Source organism: Ralstonia sp. Ralssp135 (genome assembly GCF_047304345.1).
Lineage (GTDB): Bacteria > Pseudomonadota > Gammaproteobacteria > Burkholderiales > Burkholderiaceae > Ralstonia > Ralstonia chuxiongensis.
On the sequence record NZ_JBGLYZ010000027.1, the window covers coordinates 19444 to 44694 of the forward strand.

16 protein-coding genes are annotated in these 25251 nt (G+C 62.4%); 7 read left to right on the forward strand and 9 right to left on the reverse strand.

Annotation, left to right across the window (positions count from 1 at the left end):
• Positions 1–17 precede the first annotated feature (17 nt).
• Positions 18–518 carry a universal stress protein gene (locus tag ACCD03_RS17910; RefSeq protein WP_413412438.1) on the reverse strand — a complete coding sequence of 167 codons (501 nt, stop codon included), beginning with the start codon at positions 516–518 and terminating at the stop codon, positions 18–20.
• 285 nt (positions 519–803) lie between these two features.
• On the opposite strand from ACCD03_RS17910, the gene ACCD03_RS17915 reads away from it, so the two are divergent.
• Positions 804–1271 carry a CBS domain-containing protein gene (locus ACCD03_RS17915; protein WP_413412439.1) on the forward strand — a complete coding sequence of 156 codons (468 nt, stop codon included), beginning with the start codon at positions 804–806 and terminating at the stop codon, positions 1269–1271.
• Positions 1272–1315: 44 nt separating this feature from the next.
• Here ACCD03_RS17915 and ACCD03_RS17920 read toward each other — a convergent pair whose 3' ends face one another.
• Positions 1316–2542 carry an MgtC/SapB family protein gene (locus tag ACCD03_RS17920; RefSeq protein ID WP_413412440.1) on the reverse strand — a complete coding sequence of 409 codons (1227 nt, stop codon included), beginning with the start codon at positions 2540–2542 and terminating at the stop codon, positions 1316–1318.
• A gap of 152 nt (positions 2543–2694) precedes the next feature.
• Here ACCD03_RS17920 and ACCD03_RS17925 point away from each other — a divergent pair, with 152 nt between their 5' ends.
• The 6 genes from ACCD03_RS17925 to fliD all read left to right on the forward strand — a co-directional run bounded on the left by ACCD03_RS17925 (position 2695) and on the right by fliD (position 14771).
• The gene (locus ACCD03_RS17925) at positions 2695–3705 is read left to right on the forward strand and encodes a zinc-dependent alcohol dehydrogenase family protein (RefSeq protein ID WP_413412441.1); all 1011 of its coding nucleotides are present in this window, start codon (positions 2695–2697) and stop codon (positions 3703–3705) included.
• A gap of 81 nt (positions 3706–3786) precedes the next feature.
• Positions 3787–4242 (forward strand): universal stress protein, encoded by a 456-nt coding sequence (locus tag ACCD03_RS17930; protein ID WP_045203950.1) that lies wholly within the window; start codon positions 3787–3789, stop codon positions 4240–4242.
• 324 nt (positions 4243–4566) lie between these two features.
• Complete coding sequence (locus ACCD03_RS17935; protein WP_413412442.1) at positions 4567–5472, forward strand: mechanosensitive ion channel family protein; 906 nt, start codon at positions 4567–4569, stop codon at positions 5470–5472.
• 77 nt (positions 5473–5549) lie between these two features.
• Positions 5550–6443: a class II glutamine amidotransferase gene (locus ACCD03_RS17940; RefSeq protein WP_024978952.1), complete on the forward strand. Its 894-nt coding sequence runs from the start codon at positions 5550–5552 to the stop codon at positions 6441–6443.
• A gap of 243 nt (positions 6444–6686) precedes the next feature.
• Positions 6687–12536, forward strand: a complete 5850-nt coding sequence (uvrA, locus tag ACCD03_RS17945; protein WP_413412443.1) for an excinuclease ABC subunit UvrA — start codon at positions 6687–6689, stop codon at positions 12534–12536.
• A 198-nt stretch (positions 12537–12734) separates the two neighbouring features.
• Complete coding sequence (fliD, locus tag ACCD03_RS17950; protein ID WP_413412444.1) at positions 12735–14771, forward strand: flagellar filament capping protein FliD; 2037 nt, start codon at positions 12735–12737, stop codon at positions 14769–14771.
• A 24-nt stretch (positions 14772–14795) separates the two neighbouring features.
• Here fliD and ACCD03_RS17955 read toward each other — a convergent pair whose 3' ends face one another.
• The 7 genes from ACCD03_RS17955 to ACCD03_RS17985 form a co-directional block, all read right to left on the reverse strand.
• On the reverse strand, positions 14796–15713 hold the full coding sequence (locus ACCD03_RS17955) for a hypothetical protein (RefSeq protein WP_413412445.1): 918 nt from the start codon (positions 15711–15713) through the stop codon (positions 14796–14798).
• A gap of 2 nt (positions 15714–15715) precedes the next feature.
• Complete coding sequence (locus tag ACCD03_RS17960; RefSeq protein ID WP_413412446.1) at positions 15716–16195, reverse strand: hypothetical protein; 480 nt, start codon at positions 16193–16195, stop codon at positions 15716–15718.
• A gap of 70 nt (positions 16196–16265) precedes the next feature.
• Entirely contained in the window at positions 16266–16967 is a 702-nt protein-coding gene (locus ACCD03_RS17965) for a DUF3304 domain-containing protein (RefSeq protein ID WP_413412447.1), read from the reverse strand.
• A 78-nt stretch (positions 16968–17045) separates the two neighbouring features.
• Positions 17046–17321, reverse strand: coding sequence for a hypothetical protein (locus ACCD03_RS17970; protein ID WP_413412448.1), 276 nt, complete (start codon positions 17319–17321; stop codon positions 17046–17048).
• A 69-nt stretch (positions 17322–17390) separates the two neighbouring features.
• On the reverse strand, positions 17391–18809 hold the full coding sequence (locus ACCD03_RS17975) for a T6SS immunity protein Tli4 family protein (RefSeq protein ID WP_413412449.1): 1419 nt from the start codon (positions 18807–18809) through the stop codon (positions 17391–17393).
• A 20-nt stretch (positions 18810–18829) separates the two neighbouring features.
• Entirely contained in the window at positions 18830–21856 is a 3027-nt protein-coding gene (locus tag ACCD03_RS17980; protein WP_413412450.1) for a phospholipase, read from the reverse strand.
• Positions 21857–21861: 5 nt separating this feature from the next.
• Positions 21862–25140, reverse strand: coding sequence for a type VI secretion system Vgr family protein (locus ACCD03_RS17985; protein ID WP_413412451.1), 3279 nt, complete (start codon positions 25138–25140; stop codon positions 21862–21864).
• Positions 25141–25251 lie beyond the last annotated feature (111 nt).

Below are 25251 nucleotides of genomic sequence, written 5' to 3' on the forward strand. Positions count from 1 at the left end.
GAGGATGCGCTACGCGACTAGGCAATGACGGCATTGCTCAGCGGTTCCGTAGCGGCGTGCGGTGCTTCCGCCTCCACCGCGCGGACAAGCAGCACCGGCAGCGTGCTCCGGCGTACAACGCTCTCGGCCACACTGCCCAGGAACAAGCGCTGGAAGCCGCGACGCCCGTGCGTGCCCAGCACCAGGGCTTGAGCGCCGACGTTGTGGGCCGCTTGCTCAATGGCAGTGCCGATATCAAACGTTCCGATAGGGTCGTCAACCACGACGCTGTGGACGTGCACACCCGCCTTTTCGGCCTTGTCCCGCGCGTCGGCGACGATTTGATTGCCTTGTTTGACCAAGGCTTCGGTAAAGGCCCCGACATCGATGTAGCCAACGTCGTACATCAAGTACGAGTTGTCGATCACATGCGCGATGACCAGCTCAGAACCAAGCTTTTGCGCAAGCTGGATGGCCTCGTCCAGCGCGCGATCTGCCGTCGGGCTGCCATCCACCGCTACCAGAATCCTGTCGTACATGATCTGCCTCCATCGAATCTGTCGTCTGCCCCACACGGGGTTGCTGGATTCCATGTTGGACCACTAAGCGGATCACCCCTTGATTTACATCAGCGTTTGGCTCAACGGACGCCCCAGCGCTGCCACTTGATCTGACTCAAGGGCACGCGCCCAACGCTCAATAGACTCCTCCGCTATCGGCTGCCCCTTGGGGCAGTCAAGGAAAGCTCACGGCACCTTGTGCGGGATCAACTTCTGACACCGGCCCGTTCTTATAGTGAAAACGTACGCGCATCGGAGTTCAGCATGAGGGTCGACGAGATTTGCTCCCGCCGCATCGTCCACGTTCAGTCAACGGCGACGCTGCAGCAGGCCGCCCGATTGATGCGGGACGAAAGCGCTCGTGCGCTCCTTGTCACGGAACGCACCGGCTGCGGAGCGCGAGTGGTCGGCATCGTGACAGACCGGGACATGGTGGTGCACGGGATTGCCAACCGCAGCGACTGCACCGAGACCGCCGTATCGGAAGTCATGACGCGCGGTCTTCTGACCATCCACGATGACGCCATGATCAGTGAAGCCTTGCGCTCGATGCTGAGCCATGGCCTGCACCGTCTGGCGGTAGTCGATCGTCAGCAACGACTGGTGGGCATGCTTAGCCTGGACGACACCATCCGCGCGATGGGTGGCGAATGGACCTTGCTGGCCGGCATTCTCGGTCGCGACAACGCTACAGGGTCCCGCCAGCATGCGCCGTCCGATTTGTTTCTCTGAGTCTTCCCCGCTGGTGCCTCCGAATGTGCATTGGGCTGAATTGACTAGGCGACAAACCAGAACACCACCCAACTGGACAGAAGCATGGTCAGCAGACCAGCGGTGACTTTGCCGGCAAAAGCGCGGCCCCCGCTGATGGCCACGACAACCTTCGAGAACGTGTTGGCCGTCAGCGCGAGCATCACCAGCGTGCCTGCCGTAGATATCTGCAGCGTATGACCAGCAACCTGCGTTGCAATGGACGCAGTCGCGGCATGCACATCGGCAAATGAGCCAAACACGGTGACAGCCACCACCGCTGCTGTCCCGAACCATGTGCGCGCGGCGGCGGCGGCAAGCAGCAAGGCCGCCGTCCACAGGGCAAAACCAATTGCGACACGCCAGTTGATGGATGACGCTGAACTCTCCGGCGCCTCCTGAAGTGGCTCGCTGCCACGCCACACCCACAGAGCGGACCATGCCACGGTCGCAATCATGCCGACCGCCAGCGGAGCCCCCAGCACACGCAGAAAGTCGATGTTGATGGCGGCAATCAGCAGCAGCATCTGCACCAGCGTAGCGACGTTGGACAGCAGCGCCGCGGCAACCGCACCGTCAATGGGGCGATGGTCCTTGCGGACGCGCGCTGCCATCGCTGTGATCGTCGCCACACTCGATGCAAACCCGCTGAACAGGCCTGCCAGTGGCAAGCCGATGCGCTCTCCAAACCATCGCGCCGCAAAATGGCCCGTGTTACCGGTCAGCATGACAAGCAGCACAACCAGCCACAGCGTATGTGGGTTCCACGCGTTCAGCGGCCCTATGTTCCGGTCGGGAACCGCGGGCCAGACCAGCAATGCCGCGACGGCAAGGATCAGCAGATCGGCGAGTTCGCGCTGGGTGATGACCGTGCGGGCGAACCGATGCAAACCCGCTTTGGCATAGAGCAGGACGAGAAGTGCCGTACCGAGGCCAGCCGTCATTTCGGGCTCGCTCACGGCATAGGCGCCTAACAGCGTGGTGGCCAGCAATGCGAGTTCCGTCGTCACGCCGGGATCGACATTGGCCGAATGGTGATAACCCAGCGCCGCCAACACCGCGACCGCCAGCAACACGGTAGGCACGGCAAGCGGTATCGGCAGGCTTGCCGCAATGGCACCAGCCAGCGCCCCGATCGCAAACGTTCGCATGCCAGCCGGCAGTTCTGCGCTGCCGGTGTGACTACGCTCGCGCTCAAGGCCGATCGCCAGGCCCACGCCCAGGGCAACCGAGAAGGACAGCAGTGAAGTCATTCAGTGGAGCCGGATGGCCGTTGCATTGCACCCATTCAGTATTGCGCGCGGCAACGGCTTCCGATTGATCTGGCGCAGTCGATGGTCGACTGCCGGGACATCGTTTTTCAGGGCTGATCCATACTGACCAGACACACCATACGGAGACAGCGATGTCTGAATCGATGCGGGCCATGGTGATGGAAGGCGCCGGTAAGCCATTGATTTGGCGTGAAGTGCCCGCGCCCAAGCCTGGGCCGGGCGAGGTCCGGATCGCGGTGTCCGCTTGTGGTGTCTGCCGTACCGACCTCCATATCGTGGACGGCGAACTGACTGCCCCAAAACCCTCCCTCATTCCTGGGCACGAAATCGTCGGCATCGTCGAGTCGTGCGGTGAAGGCGTGACGACGCCCGCCCCGGGCGAGCGCGTGGGCGTGCCATGGCTCGGCTGGACATGCGGCGTCTGCCCGTACTGCCTGCAAGGGCGCGAAAACCTGTGCGATCACCCTGCCTTTACCGGATACACGCGCGACGGCGGGTATGCGCAATACGTCGTCTGCGACGCGCGATACTGCCTGCCAATTCCGGCGCAGTACGACGATACCCACGCGGCGCCCCTGCTCTGTGCCGGCCTGATCGGCTACCGCACGCTGCGCATGGCCGGCGACGCGCGCCGGATCGGCATCTACGGCTTTGGTGCCGCGGCCCACCTCATCACGCAGATTGCCGTGGCGGAGCAGCGTGAAGTGTTTGCCTTCACCCGGGCCGGCGACACTGCGGCTCAGCAACTTGCGTTGGACACCGGCGCCAAGTGGGCAGGCGCCAGCGACGGCCCCGCACCGGAGCCGCTCGACGCCGCGCTGATCTTCGCGCCCATCGGCGCGCTCGTGCCGCAGGCGCTGCAGGCCGTGGTCAAGGGCGGCTCGGTCGTCTGCGGTGGCATTCACATGAGCGACATCCCCGCGTTTCCGTACCGGTTGCTATGGGAAGAACGCAAGCTGGTCTCGGTGGCGAACCTGACGCGGGCGGATGGGCTCGCGCTCATGCGCATCGCAGCGGAAGTCCCCTTGCAGGTTCACGTCACGCCCTACCGCCTGCAAGACGCCAACATCGCCTTGGAAGACCTCCGCGCCGGGCGGGTGGCCGGCGCAGCCGTCCTGCAGGTGTCTTCGGAAAACATTTGACGCGTATCAACAGCCCAGGCGCCACGCTGTCTACGCTGGATTACATGCGGTGCCCTACTGCGCAACGCCTTGGAGACCACCATGTATCAGCGAATCCTGCTCGCCATCGACGGCAGCCACGCGTCCTATCTCGCGCTGCACCAGGCTATTGTGGTCAGCAAGGCGACGGGCGCGGAAGTCGAGGCCCTATTTGTTGCCGATAGCAGCGACATCACCTTCGACATGGTTGGAGTTGACTCGATTGCCTACTCCAACCAAGTGGTCGGCTACGGCCGTGACACCCTTGCCGAGGTATCGAAGAAGCTGGACGCTGCGGGCGTCAAGCATTCGACCAAATTGCTCGAAAACTCCATTGCGCCGGGGCAAATTTCCGCAACGATTGTCGGGGAAGCCAACGAGACCGGAGCCGATCTGATCGTGCTCGGCACGCATGGCCGGCGCGGGCTCAAGCATCTGGTGCTCGGCAGCGTGGCCGAGGGCGTAGTGCGCAAGACCAACAAGCCGGTATTGATGGTGCGTAGCGAGGTCGACGAATAAGAGGTCGGGGGTAGGCGCAGCCTGACGCCGCCCGCCCGAGGCCCGGGCGGGCGGCGAAGTCTGCCTGAAAGCCATATGGCATTGCCGAGCGACCAGATTTCTGAGGCCACCGCGCCATGCGTGTGAGCCTGACGCGCAGCGGATTGTGTATTCGAGCGCACTTAACTCTTCCCGCAATGCAGCTGCCCAAACCTGCCCTGCGTCAATTTGACCAAGGCGCGAATGTCACTTTCGGTTTCAAGCCGAAGCCAAATCTCCATCCCAATGGTCGATGCATCGGCTTGGGGCGATTGCCCCGAGCCTGCCTACCCATACTGCTCGACCATGGAAAACTTTCTCTCGCACCTTCATCCCGAACGCCTGAACTTCCTCTGGGACGCCTTCAGCCGCCTGGCCGTCAGCCTGTGCGCGGCGATGCTCATCCTGTTTCTCGGCTGGTGGATCTCCAAACGCATCGGCCGGTGGCTCAACCGGCTGACGAGCGGCCAGACGCGCATTGACGCCACGCTCACGCCGATCCTGTGCGACATCGCCGTCTGGGGCATCCGCATTCTTGCCATCGTTGGGGCGCTGTCCCGGCTGGGCATTGAAACGGCCAGCATCATTGCCGTATTGGGCGCAGCCGGCCTGGCCATCGGGCTGGCACTGCAGGGCACGCTACAGAACATTGCAGCGGGCATCATGCTCCTCGCGCTACGGCCGTTCCGGGTGGGCGACTACATCGATGCGGGCGGCGGCGAAGTTGCCGGCACGGTGGAAGAAGTCAGCCTGTTCATGACCCGCCTGACCAAGCCTGACGGTATTTGCGAATATGTACCGAACAGCGCGCTGTGGAGCCATTCCGTGCGCAACTACACGCGCAACCCGACCCGCCGGCTGGACCTGGAGATCGAGGTCTCGCTGCAAGACGACATCCCGCGAGCCCTTGAGGCGCTCAAAACGCTGGCCGCCAACGAACCGATGGTGCTGGCCGACCCGGCACCGTTGGCCATGGTGATGCGTTTTGACGACAGTATTGCGGTGCTGAATCTGCGCGTCTGGGCCAGGACCGAGCACTTCTGGGACATGCGTTGGACGCTCGCCCAGCAAGTCCGCGCCACCCTCGCAGAGGCCCGATGCGCCGTGCCCATGCGGATTCGCGAGCTGCATATCGTGCGAGCCGCCGCCCCAAAAACAGAGGACGAACGTGCCCGTCAAGGCCGCAAAACCGCCCAGACCCTGGCCGGATGAGGGTCGGGATTTTCTTGTGCATTCGCAAACGCATTGCATAGACTCAGCTTTCAAGGCATCTCTATAGGCAATGCATCATGTGTCGCTGGCTGGCGTATTCAGGCAATCCCATTCAGATGGAGACAGTGCTGTTCCGGCCGCGGCACTCGTTGATCGACCAGAGTCTGCGCTCCCGCCTCGGCGGCGAGACGACCACCAACGGCGACGGTTTCGGCATCGGGTGGTACGGCCGCTACTCTGAAGTGCCCTTCCGATATCGTTGCCTGCACCCCGCGTGGAACGACACCAACCTGCGTGAAGCCGCCCGCGCCATCCGCTCGTCCATGTTCATCGCCCACGTGCGTGCGGCCACGGACACCCCCGCCCAGGAAACGAACTGCCACCCGTTCCGCTACGGCCGGTGGCTTTTTGCGCACAACGGGCTGATCCGCGAATACCCGCTGCTCCGCCGCGCCCTGATGATGGAAGTGGCGCCCGAGCTGTTTCGCTGGATCGAGGGCTCGACCGATTCCGAGATCATGTTTTTCCTGGCGCTCTCGTTCGGGCTGGACCGAGACCCACGCGGCGCCCTGGAACAGATGGTCGGGCTGATTGAAGACATCGGTCGCCGCCACGGCGTCGAATACCCATTGAACATGACGGTCTGCGCAACGGATGGCGTTCAGATCGTGGCCGCGCGCTATTCCAGCGAGGGCGAATCACGCTCCCTTTTTCACAGCACATCTTTCAAGCACCTGCACCAGCTTTATCCTGACAGCGCCGCAATTGAAGACGCAGGGGATGGGGCATTTCTTGTGCTGTCAGAGCCGCTTGTCGACCTGCCCGGCGCTTGGGCGGAGATCCCCGAAGAGACTGTCGTCATCGTCAAGGGCGGTGTGGTCGAGCACCACCGTTTTGTGCCGCGCAAGCCCGGCCCCACGGGTTTTGACCTCCCCGCCAACCAAGCAACTTACGGACGCGAGGCAGGCTGATCGCGCTCCCGCCGGGGTGATACCAGCATCACCCCGTTCTTTTTTCCCCTCCGCTGAAACCTCCTGACAAAACGCTGTCAGGAGCCCTGCGTTACGCTCGCGCTCGCGACATGTTTCGTAGGCGAACCGGATCTTCATAATCCGCTACAGTTTACGGCTCGAATTCTGATTGCCGGCGCGGCTGCCAATGGTTCACCCGCGCCGGCATTCCCCCTTACCTCCAAGCTCCAAGGAACGCCCTCCATGTCCTCCGGTGTCATTCGCCTGCGCGGAGCCCGTCAGCACAATCTCAAAAACCTCGATCTGGACCTGCGCACGGGCGAAATGACCGTCGTGACCGGTCCGTCGGGGTCCGGCAAGTCCAGCCTCGTTTTCGACACGCTCTATGCCGAAGGCCAGCGCCGCTACGTCGAGACCTTCAGCGCCTACGCGCGCCAGTTCCTGGACCGCATGGACCGGCCGCAGGTTGAGCACGTTGAAGGCGTGCCGCCCGCCATCGCCATCGACCAGACCAACCCGGTGCGCAGTTCGCGCTCGACGGTCGGCACGATGACGGAGCTGAACGATCACCTGAAGCTGCTGTTTGCACGCGCAGCGCAACTGTTCGACCGCGACACCGCGCTGCCGGTGCGGCACGACACGCCCGAAACCATCTACGACGAGCTGCTCTCGCGCACGCGTGAGGGCGATCCGCGCCTGGTGGTGACGTTTCCCGTGGAGCTGCCGGCCAATACGAGCCCGGAAGAAGTCACGCAATGGCTGTCGGTCAGCGGCTATACACGCGTGCAGGCCGAGCGCGTGGTCGAATCTTCCACGGGCAAGCGCAAGCTGCTTGACGTGGTGGCCGACCGCTTCCGCCTGCAGGGCACCGAGCGCGCCCGCGCGCTTGAGGCCATCGAGTCGTCGCTCAAGCGCGGCGGCGGGCGCGTGAACGTGTACGTCTTGCCGGCCGATGAAGCTGCGCAGCCCACCATCTGGCGCTTTTCCACCGGCCTGCACTGCCCGGAAAGCGACCTGCGCTACGCAGACCCGCAACCCGCGCTCTTCTCGTTCAACTCCGCTTACGGCGCGTGCGACGCCTGCCGTGGTTTCGGCCGCGTGATCGGCGTCGATCTGGGACTGGTGATTCCCGACGAGCGCAAGACCCTGCGCGACGGCGCCATCAAGCCGATGCAGACGCCGGCGTGGAAAGAGTGCCAGGACGATCTGATGCGCTACGCCGCCGCAGCCGACATCCCGCGCGGCACGCCGTGGGCGGAGATGACCGAAGCCCAGCGCAACTGGGTCATCAATGGCGACCCGGCCTTCAAACGTGGCGGCTGGAACAAGCAGTGGTACGGCGTGCGTCGCTTCTTCGACTACCTGGAGTCGAAGGCGTACAAGATGCACATCCGCGTGCTGCTCTCCAAGTACCGCAGCTACACAACGTGCGAAACCTGCGGCGGTGCCCGCCTGAAAACCGAGTCGATGCAGTGGCGCCTGGGCACCAAGGAAAACGCCGACGCCGTGCTCGCGCCCGAACACCGCTTCATGCCGCGTGGCGTGGCTTGGAACCGCGCCCAGCTCGAAGCCCTGCCCGGCCTGACCGTGCACGACCTGATGCTGCTGCCTATCGAGCGCATCCGCCGCTTCTTTGACGAACTGACGCTGCCCTCCACGCTGCTCGACGACGCGCTCAAGCTGCTGCTGGACGAGGTGCGCACGCGCCTGGCGTATCTGTGCGACGTCGGCATCGGCTATCTGACGCTCGACCGCCAGAGCCGTACGCTCTCGGGCGGCGAAGTGCAGCGGATCAACCTGACGACGGCGCTCGGCACATCGCTCGTCAACACGCTGTTCGTGCTGGACGAACCGAGCATCGGCCTGCACCCGCGCGATCTGGATCGAATCGTCCAAGCCATGCACCGCCTGCGCGACGCGGGCAACACGCTGGTGGTGGTTGAGCACGATCCATCCGTAATGCTGGCCGCAGACCGCCTGATCGACATGGGGCCCGGCCCCGGCGAGCGTGGCGGCAACATCGTGTTCGACGGCACGCCGGCGGCAATCCGCCAGGCCGATACGCTCACGGGCGCCTATCTGTCCGGACAGCGGCGCGTGGCTGATGCAACGGATTGGCAAGCGCGCCCCGTCAATGACGCTACGCCGCGTCTGGTGCTGGAAGGTGCGGCTGAACACAACCTGCGCGATGTCACGGTCGAGATTCCGCTGCAGCGCCTGGTGTGTGTGACCGGGGTGTCCGGCTCGGGCAAATCGACGTTGATTCAGGACGTCCTGCACCCCGCGCTGGCACGCCACTTTGGCAAGGCCACCGAATCGCCCGGTGCATTCCGTGCCCTTCGCGGTGCCGACCAGATCAGCGACGTGGTGTTCGTTGACCAATCCCCGATCGGCAAGACCGCGCGTTCCAACCCCGCCAGCTACGTTGGCGCGTTCGATGAAATCCGCAAGCTGTTCGCCAAGGCGCCGATGGCGCTGCAGCGCGGCTACACGGCCGGCACCTTCAGCTTCAACTCGGGTGACGGCCGTTGCCCGACCTGCGGCGGCTCGGGCTTCGAGCACGTCGAGATGCAGTTCCTCTCTGACATCTACCTGCGCTGCCCGGATTGCGACGGCACGCGTTATCGCGCCGAAATCCTGGAGGTGAAGATCGCCCGCGGCGGCCGCTCGCTGTCGGTGGCCGATGTGCTGGAGCTGACGGTGAGCGAAGCCGCCACCGTGTTCGCTGATGACGCCGACGTGCTGCGCGTGCTGCAACCCATCGTTGACGTGGGCCTGGAGTACGTGAAGCTTGGCCAGCCGGTGCCGACGCTCTCCGGCGGCGAGGCTCAACGCCTGAAGCTGGCAGGCTTCCTGGCCGAAGCCGCGCAGGCCGCCCAGGCGGCGGCTCGCAAGCGCGTCAAACAGGATGTGCCGGCCAACGCTGGCCGCCTGTTCATGTTCGACGAGCCGACCACGGGCCTGCACTTTGACGACATCGCCAAGCTGATGCGCGCCTTCGGCAAGCTGCTGGAGGCGGGCCATTCGCTGATCGTGATCGAGCACAACCTCGACGTGATCCGCGCGGCGGACTGGATCATCGATCTCGGCCCCGAGGGCGGCGACGCAGGCGGGCTGCTCGTGTGCGCCGGCACGCCTGCGCAGGTGAAAGGCTGCGCTGAATCGCACACGGGCGCCGCGCTCAAGCAATACGAAGCCAGCGTTGGTCAGCCGGAAGCCATCGAAGGCGTGCCGCTGCAAACCGCGTTGGCTGAACGCCGTGCAAAGCGCGCTGCCTTGGCCGAAGTCCAGGGCGAAAACGTGGTGCGCATCGTTCACGCACGCGAGCACAACCTGAAAGGCCTGAACGTCGATATTCCGCACGGCAAGTTCAACGTGGTGACGGGCGTGTCGGGCTCGGGCAAGTCGACGCTGGCGTTCGACATCCTTTTCCACGAGGGGCAGCGTCGCTATCTTGAGTCGCTCAATGCGTATGCGCGCTCCATCGTGCAGCCGGCGGGGCGGCCGGAAGTCGATGCCGTGTACGGCATTCCGCCCACGGTGGCCATCGAGCAGCGCCTGTCGCGCGGCGGCCGTAAGAGCACGGTGGCGACCACGTCCGAGGTCTGGCACTTCCTGCGGCTGCTGTATGTGAAGCTGGGCGTGCAGCACTGCATCCACGACGGCACGCCGGTATCAGCGCAAAGCCCGGAGGCGATCTTTGCCCAGCTCATGCGTGATCATCGCGGCCAGCACATCGGCCTGCTTGCGCCGTTGGTCGTGAACCGCAAGGGCGTCTATACCGACCTTGCCAAATGGGCCAAGGCCCGCGGCTATACACATCTGCGCGTCGATGGCGAATTCCTGAGCGTCGACCCATGGCCACGCCTGGATCGCTTCCGCGAGCACACGCTGGAACTGCCCGTGGGCGACATCGTTGTCTCGCCGGAAAACGAAGCCGCGCTGCGTGCGTTGCTGGAGCAGGCGCTTGAATATGGCAAGGGCATCATGCACGTGCTCGCGCCGCTCGATGGTCTGCAGAACGCCATGCGCAACGGAGGCACGGCGCACGTCGGCAACGTGAAGGTGTTTTCGACCAAGCGCGCGTGCTCGACCTGCGGCACCAGCTACCCCGAGCTGGACCCGCGCATGTTCTCTTACAACAGCAAGCACGGCTGGTGCGCGAGCTGCGTCGGTACAGGATTGGCGCTCACGCGCGAACAGCGTGCTGCGTTTGACGACACCGTGCTCGGCGGTGATGATCGCGGCCGCGAACAGACGCTGCCGTCGGAGGAAGTCGATCCGGACGGCATGACCGACCTGCCCTGCCCGGATTGCCACGGCACGCGCCTGAACCCGACTGCGCGCGCTGTCACCTTTGCCGCCAAACCCATCGTCGACATTGCGCAGTGGACGGTCAGCCAGACCCGCCGCTGGGTCGAGAGCCTGGACCTGACCGGCCGCGACGCCGACATCGCACGCGACGTGGTGGCCGAAATCCACAGCCGCCTGTCGTTCCTGGAGGAAGTCGGCCTGGGCTACCTGAGCCTGGATCGCGCCGCGCCGAGCCTGTCGGGTGGGGAAGCGCAGCGTATTCGGCTGGCTGCGCAACTCGGCAGCAACCTGCAGGGCGTCTGCTACGTGCTGGATGAGCCGACCATCGGCCTACATCCGCGCGACAACCGGATCCTGCTCGACGCGCTGCGCAAGCTGGGCGACAAAGGCAACACGCTGGTGGTGGTTGAGCACGATGAAGACACCATCCGCCGGGCCGACCACATCATCGACATCGGCCCGGGCGCCGGCAAGCGCGGCGGCACGCTGGTTGCACAAGGCGGCGTGGCGGACCTGGCGGCCCAGCCGGATTCGCTCACTGGCCGGTTCCTGTCGCAGCCGATCGAGCATCCGCTTCAGCCGCGCCGTCAGGTGGTTGCGCCGCGTGCCGGCGCTCAGGCGGTCCCCGAGCAATGGCTGACGGTGCACGGCGCCAAGCTGCACAACCTGCGCAACGTGACGGCAACGATGCCGCTGTCGCGCCTGGTGGCCATTACAGGCGTATCGGGCTCCGGCAAATCGACGCTGGCCCGCGATGTGTTGATGACGAACCTGCTCGATGCGGTTGGCCGTTCGGTGCTGTCTTCGCCGGCCACGCGCCGCGCGCGCAAGGCTGCGCAGGCTGAGGTGCCTGACGCCAAGATGCCGCGCAAGCTTGACGTCAAACACGACTGGCACGGCTGCGACAGCGTCACCGGCTGGGAAACCATCGACCGTGTGCTCGAAGTCGACCAGACTCCGATCGGCAAGACGCCGCGCTCGTGCCCGGCCACGTACATCGGCGTGTGGGACACCATCCGCAAACTCTTTGCCGACACGCTGGAGGCCCGCGCGCGCGGCTATACCGCCTCGCGCTTCTCCTTCAACACCGGCGACGGCCGCTGCCCCGCCTGCGAAGGCCAGGGCGTACGCACCATCGCCATGAGCTTCCTGCCCGACGTGAAGGTCGGCTGCGACGTCTGCCACGGGCAGCGCTTCAATGCCGAGACGCTTGCCGTCACTTGGCGCGGCAAGAACATCGGCGATGTGCTCACCATGGAAATCGACGAAGCGGTCGAGTTCTTTGGCGCGATGAACAGCATCGCCCACCCGCTGCAGTTGATGAAGGACGTCGGCCTCGGCTACCTGACGCTCGGCCAGCCTTCGCCCACGCTGTCCGGCGGCGAGGCGCAGCGCATCAAGCTCGTCACCGAGTTGTCCAAGGTGCGCGATGACCTGACCCGACGCGGCCAGAAGGCGCCCCACACGCTGTACGTGCTGGACGAGCCGACGGTCGGCCTGCACATGGCCGACGTGGCCAAGCTGATCCGGGTGCTGCATCGCCTGGCAGACGGCGGGCACAGCGTGATCGTGATCGAGCACGACCTCGACGTGATTGCCGAGGCGGACTGGATCCTCGATCTCGGCCCCGAAGGCGGCGATGAAGGCGGCACGATCGTGGCAGCGTGCGGGCCGGAGGCGTTGACGCGCGTGGCGGCCAGCCATACCGGCGCGGCGTTGGTGCCGGTGCTGGCACGCGGCGAGCAAGTCGACCCAAGCAAGGAAGGCGAAATGGTCTAGCGTGGCGTGCGACGACGGTCTCCGCCCAAGTGGAGACCGTCAGCGTGGTGCGCCGCTTGGTGTGGCGCCGGTAATTCTTTCGCTTTCCTGAGCAAACCGGCAGAAAATGCCTGCCCGAGCAGGGTTTGCCCTAAAGAACCGGGCAGCGCTGCCGTCACATTGTGGAGATTGTGAAGAAAGCGTTTGCGCGCATCCGACATGGCCACTTCGTCCACAAGCAACAACTACATTCCGCCGATCTCGGTTCCGGGCATCGGTACGAACATCGACGTCAACAGCCTTGTGACGAAGCTGATCCAGGCGGAAAGCAAGGGCATGACGCTGCGGCAGACGCAGCAGAAGGCTTTTCAGACGCAGTTGTCGGCGGTCGGCTCGCTCAAAAGCGCGCTGGCGACCTTCCAGACGGCGATGGCGGTCCTGAACAACCCAGACACGTTCACCGGCAACAAGGCCAGCGGGCACGACACATCAATCCTCACGGCTTCGCTGTCCAACACGGCGCCCGCCGGCACGTATCAGGTCAACGTGACGCAGCTTGCGCAGGCGCAGGTGCTGTCGGCCAACGGGCATGCATCCAGCAAGACGCCCATTGGCAGCGGCACGCCCACCACCCTCACGTTTTCATTCGGTAGCGTCTCGGGCGGCAGCTTTGCCGACGGCAAATACACCGGCGCCACCTTCACGCAAAACGGCAACCAAGCCGGCGGCTCGATCACCATCGACCCGTCGAACAACACGCTCGCCGGCATCCGCGACGCTATCAACAGCGCCAACGTGGGCGTCTCGGCCAGCATCGTCAACGACGGCAGCAATTCGCCCTATCGGCTGGTGCTGACGTCCACCGCAGGCGGCGCCAACTCGGAGATGAAGATTTCCGTGTCGGGCGACCCTGCACTGCAATCCCTGCTGAGCCACGACCCGGCCGGCACGCAGAACATGACCGAGGTGGCCACGGGCCGCAACGCCATGGCCACCGTCAACGGCATCAGCGTGCAAAGCGCCACCAACACGCTGACGGACGTTGTCGACGGAACGTCGTTCACGCTGGCCAAGACGGGCAGCACGACCGTCACGGTCGGCAGCGACGCCGGCCAGGCCAGCCAGTCAGTGCTCAATTTTGTGAAGGCGTACAACGCGTTGCGCATCCAGCTCAACGCGCTGACCAAGTTCGACACGGCCAACGCCGCCAACAACGGCGCGCTGGCCGGCGACGTCAGCACCAAGATGATGATCAACCAGCTGACCGACGTGCTGGGCCAGGGCATCGGCAACGGTGCGTTCCAGTCGCTGGGCAGCATCGGCGTGACGATGGACAAGGAAGGGACGCTGTCGATTGACGACCCCAAGCTCACCGCCGCGCTGAAGAAATCGCCCGGCCAGGTGGCGGCGCTGTTTGCCGGCACGGGCACAGCGACGGATTCACTGCTGAAGGTTTCAGCGTTTTCAACGACCACGCAGGCGGGCAGCTATGGCATCAACGTCACACAACTGGCCACGCAGGGCGCACTGAAGGGCTCGGCGGCTGCCAACACGACCATCCAGAGCGGTGTGAACGACAGCCTGTCGGTCACGCTCAGTGGCATCACGACCAACATCAAGGTGCCGGCGGGCAGCTATACCCCATCTAGCCTGGCCGCGCAGCTCCAGAGCCAGATCAACGCATCGCCTGACCTGCAGAGGGCGAAGGTGGAAGTGGCCATCGGCGCCGATGCCAACGGCGTGTTGACGTTCACCGACAAGCAATACGGATCGGTATCCACGGTGTCTGTGTCGGGCAACGGCGCAGCATCGCTGCTCGGCGGCAGCCCGACGGCCACCGGCGGGCGTGATGTGCAAGGCACCATCAACGGCGCTGCCGCCACGGGTTCGGGCCAGAACCTGTACGGCGCCAGCGGCTCGGCTGTGGACGGCCTGACGGTGCAAGTCACTGGCGGTGCGCTGGGCGACCGCGGCACCGTCACCGTGCAGCGCGGCTACGCGGCGCAACTGCACACCGTGTCGGGCAACTTGCTGTCGAGCAACGGCATGGTGCAGAACGCCACCGACGCCATCAACAATTCGATCACTTCGCTCGGCACCCAGATTGACCGGATGCAGAAGCAGCTCGATGCCAAGCAGGCGCTGTATTACGCGCAGTTCAATGCGCTGTCGAAGGTGGTGGCCAGCATGACGAACACCAGCAACTACCTGACGACGCAGCTGGCGCTATTGCAGAAGCAGCGGACGGCGGGCTGACCGCGTTCGCCCCCAGGTATTGATCTACCGGCAAACCACCCGCGTGACTTGCCCACCTTGTGCGATCGCCAAATCATTGCCGTTGTCGTCTGTGCCAATACTCATCGCGGTGTAGCCATACACAGATTGGTACTGCGTGCCGTCATAGCGGTAATAGGTCACGTAATGCTCGCCCATGCTGACGCGCGCCGCAGTCATAAGATCTGGCATGCCATTGCACGTAGTTTTCAACATGCCCGACGGCCCATCATCGATGGCAAGTAGCGATTCAAGTTTGGCGCTTCTGATGCGAAAGAGCCATTCTGGAGCGTTCACCTGATTGCCACTCATCGTGCATCCCGCAAAGACGAGTGTGCCTTGCAACCCGCGGCAGGTTTGCACGGACAACGACTCTGGGGCGCACGTGTCGACAATGTCTTTCTGAACTTTGGCACCCAGCAATGCACGCACCTTGGCCGCCGCCACGTCGACGGCTTTCGAAACGCATAGCCCTGTTCCATTGGGCCATTCCGGATGGGAATTCAGGTACACCGCCGACAAGGCGGCAATCGCGGCATCCAACTCGCGGTCGAGGCATTCTGTGTTCTTGCATCGGCCCATGGCTTCACTCTGCGCACGGATCTTTGCATCAAGATTCCATGGATCGCTTACCACCGCAATCGAGGCGTACTGCAGGAATCTCGCTTTGAACAACTTCTCCACCAGCGCGGGGGAATCGCACGTTTCCGGAGGCAGCCCCTTTCGCGCATCTGCGACCTGCTTCAGAAGAGCGTCGTTCGGCTCGGGCGACCATTCACGAATATCCAGGCATGGCTTGAGCAGCAACGCCGTGCTCAAGTAGCCGTCAGTGGCTTGTTCGCTGCGGGGGATTGCCAGCGTCCCATCCGCCAAGGCCGGACACGCTGTAGCAAATACATACGCAAGCAAAGCGTAGCGAAGCATCTTCAATCCGGACGCAGTCGTGTTACGCATGACTTGGGAACGTTGTTCTCGAAGAATGTGCTGATCAGCTGTTTGCGTTGCGCGTCTACTCGAAGGTTGAGGAACGCGTCGCCACAATGGGGATGGCGCTCAACAAAATCGTTCCGCTTTCGAGAGAAAGCAAAAACGCGGTAGAACTTGTACACGCCCTGCCCTTCGTCAATTGACCAGACAGCGAAGCCCTGTCGCCCACTGAAATCGTAGTCGGCAGTTTCTAGGTGGATTGCCTTTTCAGTTTCGGTGGGGATTGTTGCACTGCGAACGCCGCTCGCAGTTCGCAACTCGTAGTGAACGTCGCTGCCTCTGACTTCAACCGTGGCTTTGATGTCTTGATCGAGCGAAATCGCAATGGCGTCGGCTGCCGATGCGAGGTGCTGGGCCGCAACGAAAAACGCTAACGCTGTCGCTATGCAGCGCACGCAACCTGTCGTGTTGAGACGCAAAGAAGGCCGTTCAGCAAGAGATGTTGGTTGACCGATTCCGACTGCGGCCGAGTGCACTGAGGTATATGAATCACCCTTGGATATGGTGGTAGCCAGGCGGTGTCGTCGCGTCTCGCTTCACACCGGGCGCAACCTCGTCGGGCAAAAGTGGTATCGGCTCTGCCGGCACTTGAGGAGGTGGCGGTGCATCCTTCAACGCACGCATCTCCTCTTGAAGCCGGGCCCTTCCCGCCGCCTGCGCTCGGGCGCGCTGTTCAGCCTCACGCGCCGCACGTCGGCTTGGCTCAAAATGGAAATCTGCCGGCTTAACAGGATAGGCTGGCCCAGGATATTCCGGGTGGCCAGCCACCTTGCTTGAAATGATGAGGCGAACCTTTCCTCCTGGCAGGAAATGCACGTTTAACTTGCCTGCCTCCACATATTTCTCAATCGGAACGACGGCCTCGTGCCAATGCGGCTTCACTGCATCGCCGGTCGCGTTTGGGTCAGAACTGGATGTGGTCCATTTCACCGTAGCGGTTAAGCTTGGGCGCCAGATTCTCGGGTACACGATGCAACAGACGAAACTCCCACCGCCGCCATAAGCAAACGAGTTGCCCCCCCAGGTTCCATCCACGTAGAACTGGTGGATATAGTCGGGAGTGTGGTTGTACGAAGTGATGCTAGCCGCTACCTCGTCATCCGTTGGTGCAGCCTTCGTGGTGCAGGCAGTCAATACGCAAAACGCCGTTGAGGCAATGGCCGCTGCGCCGAGGCATCTCCAGGTTTTCATCGCGTTTCTTTGCGGACCGGTGGGGTCAAGGTTCTGCCTCAGGCGGCACCGCGTCGCTCATCCGAATACAAACCGCTATTACTGCTGCGGCTTTCCCCACAACGGATTCTTGCCATCCGACCCCAGCACCTGGGCGAGCACTTCTGCGTCGCCGTCACGGGCGACTGGCGCGTTCCTGCGCGAACGGGTGACCTTGGCTTTTTTACCGTGCTTCTTGGCGTGCACCGGCTTCTTAATTCCGCTTTGCGGCGCATTGCCTGATGCAGGCACGGTGGAGGTATGCTGGGCGCAGATGCCTGCGCTCATCCAAGCGGTGGTCAGGAGGGCTACGGCGAGTTTGTATTGCAAGTTCATGTGAGAGCGTTAAATGAATGCGGTAGTGCGATACGTCGTACTGATCGAAAGTAGCCTCTTTGCTGCAGTCTATTGTTTTGCAATCCCCTCCAACTCGGGCATTAGCGGCGTTGTTGGTCGCAGTCGGATGCTCTTTAGCAATGCATCAAACCGAGGGCGCGACTCGGCATACGGTGGTGCATCTGCATTTAGTTTCGGATACCGCTCGCGGCTAGCCGACTCCATCACCGCTTCAATGGTTGGCAGTATCTGAGAGCCCGACCAACCGCCGTTCCCAGCATAAGCGTGATACCCCTCGAGGGGCGGCTTCCCTGATCGCTGTGCTTGAACGACCACGCCGCCCTGCTCCGAAGTCAGTGCGCCAATTTTGACTGGACGCGGCCCTAAGCGCTGTGTCACTTTCATGCCTTCCGGCGATTCGCCAATCAAACCTGTCATTGAACGGCCAGCCGCGTTGATCAGCGTCATTACCGAACCCTTGCCCGCCGGCACTGCGGAGAAGTTCAGGCTGTAGAGCACTGCGGGGCTATCTGCCAAACGGAAAGTCGACGAAATCTCATTGCCGTAGGTACCATCGTCTCGCAGAAAGGCATATGGGAGGCAAAAGCCTCGCTCTTTGGGGATTTCGTACAGATCACGGGCTTGCAGTTGGCCGATCAGCTTGCGTAGAGCGCTTTCGGCGGCAGTCCATTGGGCTTCCGTGGGAACTTCGTTCACCGGGATGTCAGCAAGCAACATGGACTCGAATGCGATGACATACTTACCCAGAACGATTGAGCCTCGCAGATAAGAAGCACCTTGCGTGTGCTGATCTGAACGGAGTGCAGCGCTTTCGGGTCGCCCCAGATCGATAGCTTTCTGATAGCGGTCCGCTTTGATGTCCGCGATATCTTGTTCGATCTTCTTGAGATCGCCGGCAAGCATTTCTCGTATGCTGTTGTCGCCAAGCTTCGGATCTCGCCGGTACATCTCGATATCCGCTTTTTTTCTGTTTTCGGCGCTAAGCAGCCCATTTAGCGTCGCCCTGTTTACACGCGTGCGATAGTTGAGAAATTTCTCCCGCAACTCTGACGTAACAGGGCCATACACAGCGAACTGCGTGCGTAACTCCGGCGTTTCAATCTCTATCCGTCCTCGTCCCGTGCCGTTATCGAAGTATTGTCTCAGTTGCTCGTAAGGCCCTTGCTTGGACGAGGTTGAGGCGATTGCCCACTCGAAGTTCGTGTTGCGTGGTATGTCAAACACTAACCGACCAAGGCATTCGGAGCGGCTTTCTGCTGGCGTGACATAGCCCGGTGCCGTTGCTTCCAGTCTGTCATTCTTGCTCGGATTCGGTATTTTGACCCGTTCACCAAAGCGGTTCGTAACTTCCACTTCCTTCGGCGTAGGCTCCTGCGCATGTCCGCCCTGGCCGCAAGCAACTAGCGCGATCGTTGCGAGGCAAGCATACAATTGCCGCAACCGGTATTGTGAGAATCGATACTGCATGAGTGCGCTTCCTGTGCCGTCTACGTAGTGGCTTGTCCAGTCTGATCGGCAGATAACGCTGCCGTTTGCGTGGGCGTATCAGAGCCGCCCTCAGGGCCGATATCGGCGAGCGTAGTCAGATTCATCCCCGAGTTATTGTCCTCACCCCGTGTCCACATGGCGGGCAAAGCCACAACAAACCCACGCACTCCTGTAGGGACATGCTCCGGCAACAACTGCTTGGCATCCCACGTAAAAGATTCATCCCGTTTCTCTGGATTGCGCCAAAAGCGTTCATTGAACGGCATGTAACCATCAAGTTTCGCTGTCCTTGGGTTCCAAGTCGGCCAGATGGAACTGCTGATACCCAGTTTTGGCAGAAACGGGAATGCCTTTTGATACGCCTGTGCATTCCTTACTGCGAGGCCCTTGATCGCTAGCCACGTTTTGGGGTCGGCGGGCTTATCCAGCAAGGCCGCCATATCGCTGGCCGGCTCCGCCCCCCCCAGCAGCCCGAAATGTTTGCTCCACAACGCTTTGCGTAGCGAATGCGCCGAAGCCCCTACCCGCTGCATATTCGTGCCGTCCAGCGGAACCGACACTGACGTGTCGTCATGCATGATGGCCGCCAGTTCAGAATCCCGGTCACCAATCTGGCTGCGGTCGTTAATGTTGGCGCTGCCCAACACCACGGTGCGATCGTCTGCGATCAGTAATTTGCTATGGATATAGATTTGCTCAGTTACCGGCCGACCGCCGATCGTCCCCCAATTGCGCAGGTTCAACAACGTCAGATACTGTTCCCAATCTTCGGTTCGAATCGAACGATCCAATTCCTCAGTGTCAACCGCGCCAGCATCCCGCTCAGCTTGGGCCCAGGGTACCTTTCGGCCCTTCATATACTGTTTGGCCAGCAATGCCCGCCTAACCCGATTGACCAAACTATTGGTGCCAAAAACCAACGACTGCATCGTCAAATGCAGCTGCGTCATGATGTTGAGCGTGTCGAGTGTACCTTCCGGGTGGGCCGGCAACACGATGTACACGTGAAATGGTAGATCGTCCTGAATCGCTCTGGTAATTCGATCCCCCAACGCCTTGCCGATAGGGTTCAGCAGCGTCTTTTGTGCAGGCCCCAGCGCACCAAAACCCGCGATGGCTGCTTGGCTCGCCAATACCTTCTTCAAATCGTTGATGAAATCCTTTCCACCGCCTTTGAGATCCCGCTGGACGATATCCACTTGGCTCCATCGCACACGGCTGAACCACTTGGCGGCGGGGATCCCTTCAATCCCGAGCTGCTTGGCATACTTCTGGTACCCGGGTGAACCAGTCAGGTCCATCAAGGCCCGCATTGGCCCAGATTTCGTGCCTGCCCCATCCGTGTCGCCGACCACGTCTTCCCCGTACTGGGACTGAAAAAACTGCCCCTCGATATAGAGGAAGTGCACGGCACCGTGGATCGCCTTCTGCATCGCACTCAGGCAACCACTTTCTCGAACCGTGGGCGCTTCTCGCTCCCCCTCGCCAATCGCTTCGGCTTTGCGCATCTTTAGCGGGGCACTGCGTAATAACTGCACCCAGCAATTGCCGGACATATCAGTCGATTCGCCCGTCGGCTTGATCGGGCGATGCTCGGCTGCAATACGCTGCACCTTAAGCGGCGTGTTGGTGCCCATCTTCCGAAGCAGCACCTCCACGGTTTTCCCGTCGCTTAACTCGTATTGCTTTGCCACACCATTCCAACGGCGCACGAAGTTTCGGCTCAGATCATAGACAGACGGACCTTCCACCCGGCTGTGTACGTCGTGCCACGGCATGCGCGGTTGTTTTTGGGGGTCAATACTCTTGCCCCCGGTGGGTAGCAATTTGCCGAGTTTTTCCAGATTTTCGTAGCACGTCTTACGCTGATCGCCCTGAGCTTGCAACGCGAGCACAACGCGAATCACGAACGCTTGGATACTCTGCGCAGTCGCTTCTAGCAGTTTGGGCGGCAAGTTCGCTAGCGACGCTCCGTTGAGCCAAGCAACCAGTGCTGTCGCCGCATCCTGCACTTGGGCGCTTCCAAAATCCCACAGCCCTTTGAGTTTCGTCTGGGTGGTCTGATCTAATTTATGGAAGCTCCATTGTGCCAAGCCCGTCGCAGCATTCTGCCCCGCGTCGATTGCGCCCACCCGAATCGCTGCTTTCATCTGCTCAACATCTTCCTGTGCCTTATGTATGAATTCCGGCACCAGGTCTACCGTGTCCCACCAATCTGATATCTCCTGCTTGGTCTCCTGAATCTTCCCCTTGGCCCCGCTCCAGGCGTCCATCACCATAGCCAGTTCCTTAATTGGCGCGGATAGCAGAAATTGCGCGACATTTCCGAGCTTATTGTCAAAGCACGCCGCAACAAGTTCGGCACGTGTCAAATACTGTGATTGTTCGACATTAGTTAATGAGTGGATTTGCGGTACGCAGCTGTTGTAAAGCTCACTGCCTGTCCGCCCATCAGAGGTCAACAGAAATCTTCCATCGTCCCTCCGACCATAGGCCAAATCGATACCGCCAACGAATGCCACCTTGTTGTCGATGACCACCTGCTTCTGATGATGCGAGAAGGCGATACCAAGTGCGCCCACCTGATCGCATTGTGAAACTGCGGGAAGTACAAATGCGCGGGGCTTTTGCAGACCGGCATTTAATTGAATGACTGCTAGCGCAGTCTCAAAATCGCCAGTATCCACGCCAACTTTGGGCGACATCCATGGCATCACATAGACAATGGCTCCGTGCTGGGTGGCCGTGCGCAAACATGTCCAAAGCGTCTTCTTTCCCGTGAGCACCACGTCAAAGTTCACCTGCCACCCTGCAATGAAGACGCAGGTTTTGGCATTCTCGATCGCACTCGCAACCTGCTCGAAATACTCTGCGCCTGTCGGATAGTAGTGAACGGCGTTGCCTTTCCTCGCCTTCGAGAAAAACTCGTCCCCTTGGAGGAAGCAACCCGGAGCCGAGGCAGCGGTCTTTGCTGGCTTTCCGTCTTTCCCGACAATCTGGTGGATCTGCTTTTCAGGTGCGCCCATCTGACTTACTTGGTGAGTTTTTCGTAGATCTGCTTGGCAGAATCAGCGTCGAACGCTTGCCGCGCATAGCTCAGGTGATGCTGGGTTTGATCGCTCGTCATCGTGGCGGGCAACTCAGCGCTGAAGTCACCGGCATTCAGTGCGTGCCGCGCTGCGTCTTGCTCCGTCCAATCGTCCTGCTGCTCTGCCACGTTGATTCGAACGGTTTGCCCCGGATACACCAGCCACGTGCTGCCGGGGTTGCTGCTGTAGGCTCGTGCCAAGGCCTCGTGCTGCTCGCTCGTCAGATTCAGATGGCCATCCTGATCAGTCACGCCTTGTGCAACGAGATGCTCGTCAGCAATCAACCCGAGCCCTTCAGGCGCATCCCCGGTTGCGATCTTCCATGGCGCGTGAGCAATGGCGTGCCCCCCAAGGCCAGGAGTATTGGCAAGCTTCATGCTGAATTCCATGGGCTTGTACGGGATCGCTGACACGGGGAATACAGGCAAGGGATAGTCGGCACTGAACGGCCCCTGAAACGTCCGCTGCGCCGCCTTATACGTAATCGGCCCCGCACACTCCACGGTGATGTTCCCACCTTCAAGCGTGATCGACGCCCCGCCCGCCGTGGCGATGCGAATGCGCTTGGCCGCCGCAAAATCCACATTCATATTGGCCGACACAAGCTTCAGGTCCTGCTTGGCCATCAGCTTGAGCACGTCGTGCTGGGCCTGCACGTCGATGTTGTCTTGCCCGGCCGTCAATTGAAGGCCGATGTTGTTGTCGCCTGCTTTCGACAGACCTGCCGCTACGCCGATCGCCTGACCAGCGTGCATGCGCGCCTGCTTGCCGATGGCGAGGTTGGTGTCTTGGCCGCTGCCCAGCGCGATGCTTTCACCGTTGGCGAGCTGCAAGTCTTGCCCCGCCACCATGACGAGGCCCGCGCGGCCCGCCAGGTGCGCGACGGCTTCGCCCTGATGCGGCACCTTGCCTTGCGTGGCGGTGTTGCCGGCGCTGGCGTCTTGCTTGGCAGCGTCGAGCACCTTGCCGTCGACCATGCCCGCCACCGCTTTGGCTTGCTTGGCCAGCGGCGCGTCGTCGTTCTTGGCGGTGTCGAGTGAAGCCGTCTGATGCGTAACCGCACTTTGGCCCAGCGATGACGTCAATTCCTTGGCTTGCTTGATCAGCGCAATGCCTGCCGCGTTGTCGCCGGTGGGCACGGCTTTGCCGTTGCTGGCATCGCGGTAGGTGGTCAGTAGCAGGCCAGCCTGGCCGCGCACGGCGGCGTGGCCATCGGTGCGCAACTCGAAGCCTTGGCCACGGAAGCTGCCGCGCCGGTTGTCTTGCTGATGGACGAGATGGCCGAGGTTGAGCTGGCTGAATTGCTGCGTGGTGGCGAGCTGCGTGCGCAACTGGCCGTCGCTGTCGTCAAAGACGAGGTGGTTGTAGCCGCTGCCGCCATGTTCCGCGCTCTTGAAGCCGGTGTGGGCGGCGGCGTTACGGTGGCCTTCGGCCTCCGTGCCCATGCCGTGCCAGGCGGGACTGTGGCCGCCGGCCACGTTGCCTTGCGCGCTCGCGGCGCTGTCGCTGCCTTGCTTGTAGAGGGCTGTGCTGTCGCTTTGGTCAGATGCGCCCTGCCCGCCCGGCGTCGGCGCAATGCCTGCTTCCCCCTGACCGTTGTACAACGAGCCGATCACGACAGGCTGGTCGATGTCGTCTTCGCTGAACTTGACGAGCACTTCCTGCCCGATGCGCGGCAGCCACTGCCATCCCATGCCGGAACCAGCCTGCCGCTGCGCAACGCGCACCCAGCGGGTGCTGCGGTCATCCGCACGCTCGCCTTGTTGCCAAGGGAAGCGCACGCGGATTTCACCTGCGGGGGTGGCGTGGTGTTCGCCGTCTCCGCCTGCCTGCGTCTGGCCGTCCGGGCCGACCACGATGGCGCTGTGCACGCCTTGCGCGGTGGGTGCGGCGTAGAGGCGGCCGCAATCGGGTTCTGTCACAGCAGGGCGCCAGGGCCGACGTGCGTCGCTTGCGCGGAACATTCCGGCGTAGCCATGCGTGCGTGCGGCTTTGAGCAGATCGCCAGTTGGGGTGATGCGCTCGACGGGGTCTTCTGCTTCCTGGAAACCGAAGATGCCGGGGCCGGATTCCGGTGCGCTGGGCGGCGTATCGAATTCCAGCGCGGCGTCGAGCCCGCCCAAACGCTGGCTGAGCGCGTTGTGCGTATCGACGGTCAGGTTGTTGATGCCGCAGTGCTCGACCAGATCCATCAACAGCGGATAGGCGCCTTCCACGTCTTGCGGCAGGTGCGGGCAATCCACCACCTGCAGGCGCGTGCCGCTGCGCAGCGTGCGCACCGTGCCACGCCCCGAAAACAGCAGCGCACGCGCCTCCAGGCTTTCCATGACCTGTTCGGCAATGCGCTGGGCGTTGGCGGAATCGGGTGCGAGCGACGGGCTGATCGACAGATACGCATCCGGGCTGCCCGCGCTGGTGGCGAAGCGTGCGGGCGCATGGGCGCGAGCGTTCTGCTTGCCTTCCGGGTCCCACGCGGCCACCGCCACGCCACTTACGGTGGTGCGGCTATGGCAAGCGAGTTGCTGGATCGCATCGCGCTCTTCCAAACTGTGCGCGCGGTGGAAGCGGATACCGCCCGCCGCAGCCGATTCCGCGTCTTCCTGCAGTTGAGTGCTGTCGGCGAAGATCACGAGCGTGTGGCCGCCGTGCGCCTGATCGTCTTCCACCGTGGTGAAACCGAGCCCCGCTTCGGCCAGCAGACGCGTAACGAAGTGATAGTCGGTCTCGCGAAACTGGGCGATGTGCGTGCGGGTACCGAAGTCGGCCATGCGTGCATCGGCACCGGCCGCGTAGCGCCACGAGGCGTACGGCTCGTACGGCGACAACATCTGTTCAATGATGTCCGGCAGCGGTCGGTTCTGGAAGACCTGGCTGTGGCGCTGCTGCGTGGTCAGCCAGAACCAGGGCACCACGGTCAGGCGATAGCGTGTGAGGCTGCCATCCGCGCCGAGCTTCTCAGCCAGGCGGATCAGGCCTGTACGCTTGGTCTGCGTCCCGTCGGCCAGCGTCGTGACCAACGTAACGCGCTGGCCCAGCAACGATTTGAGCGCGATGCGCGCATTGGCGCTGACGGCCACCACGCGCCATTCAAACAGCTCGGACAGCGCCTCCCGCCCGAGCCAGGCTTCCACCGCAAGGTCCGCGAGCGCCCCGTCCCCCTCCAGCGTGTATAGGCGGCGTGTGGGTGCAAAGAGGTTCTGAAGAAGGGTCGTGGCGTCCATTCGCTGTCCGGTGCTGCAACGCCTGGCGTATCACGGGGCGATTTCGTGAAACCAGCGCGGGCATTTACGAGGCAGCGCAATGTCGAGCATCGCACCCGCCTCCGCTCAATT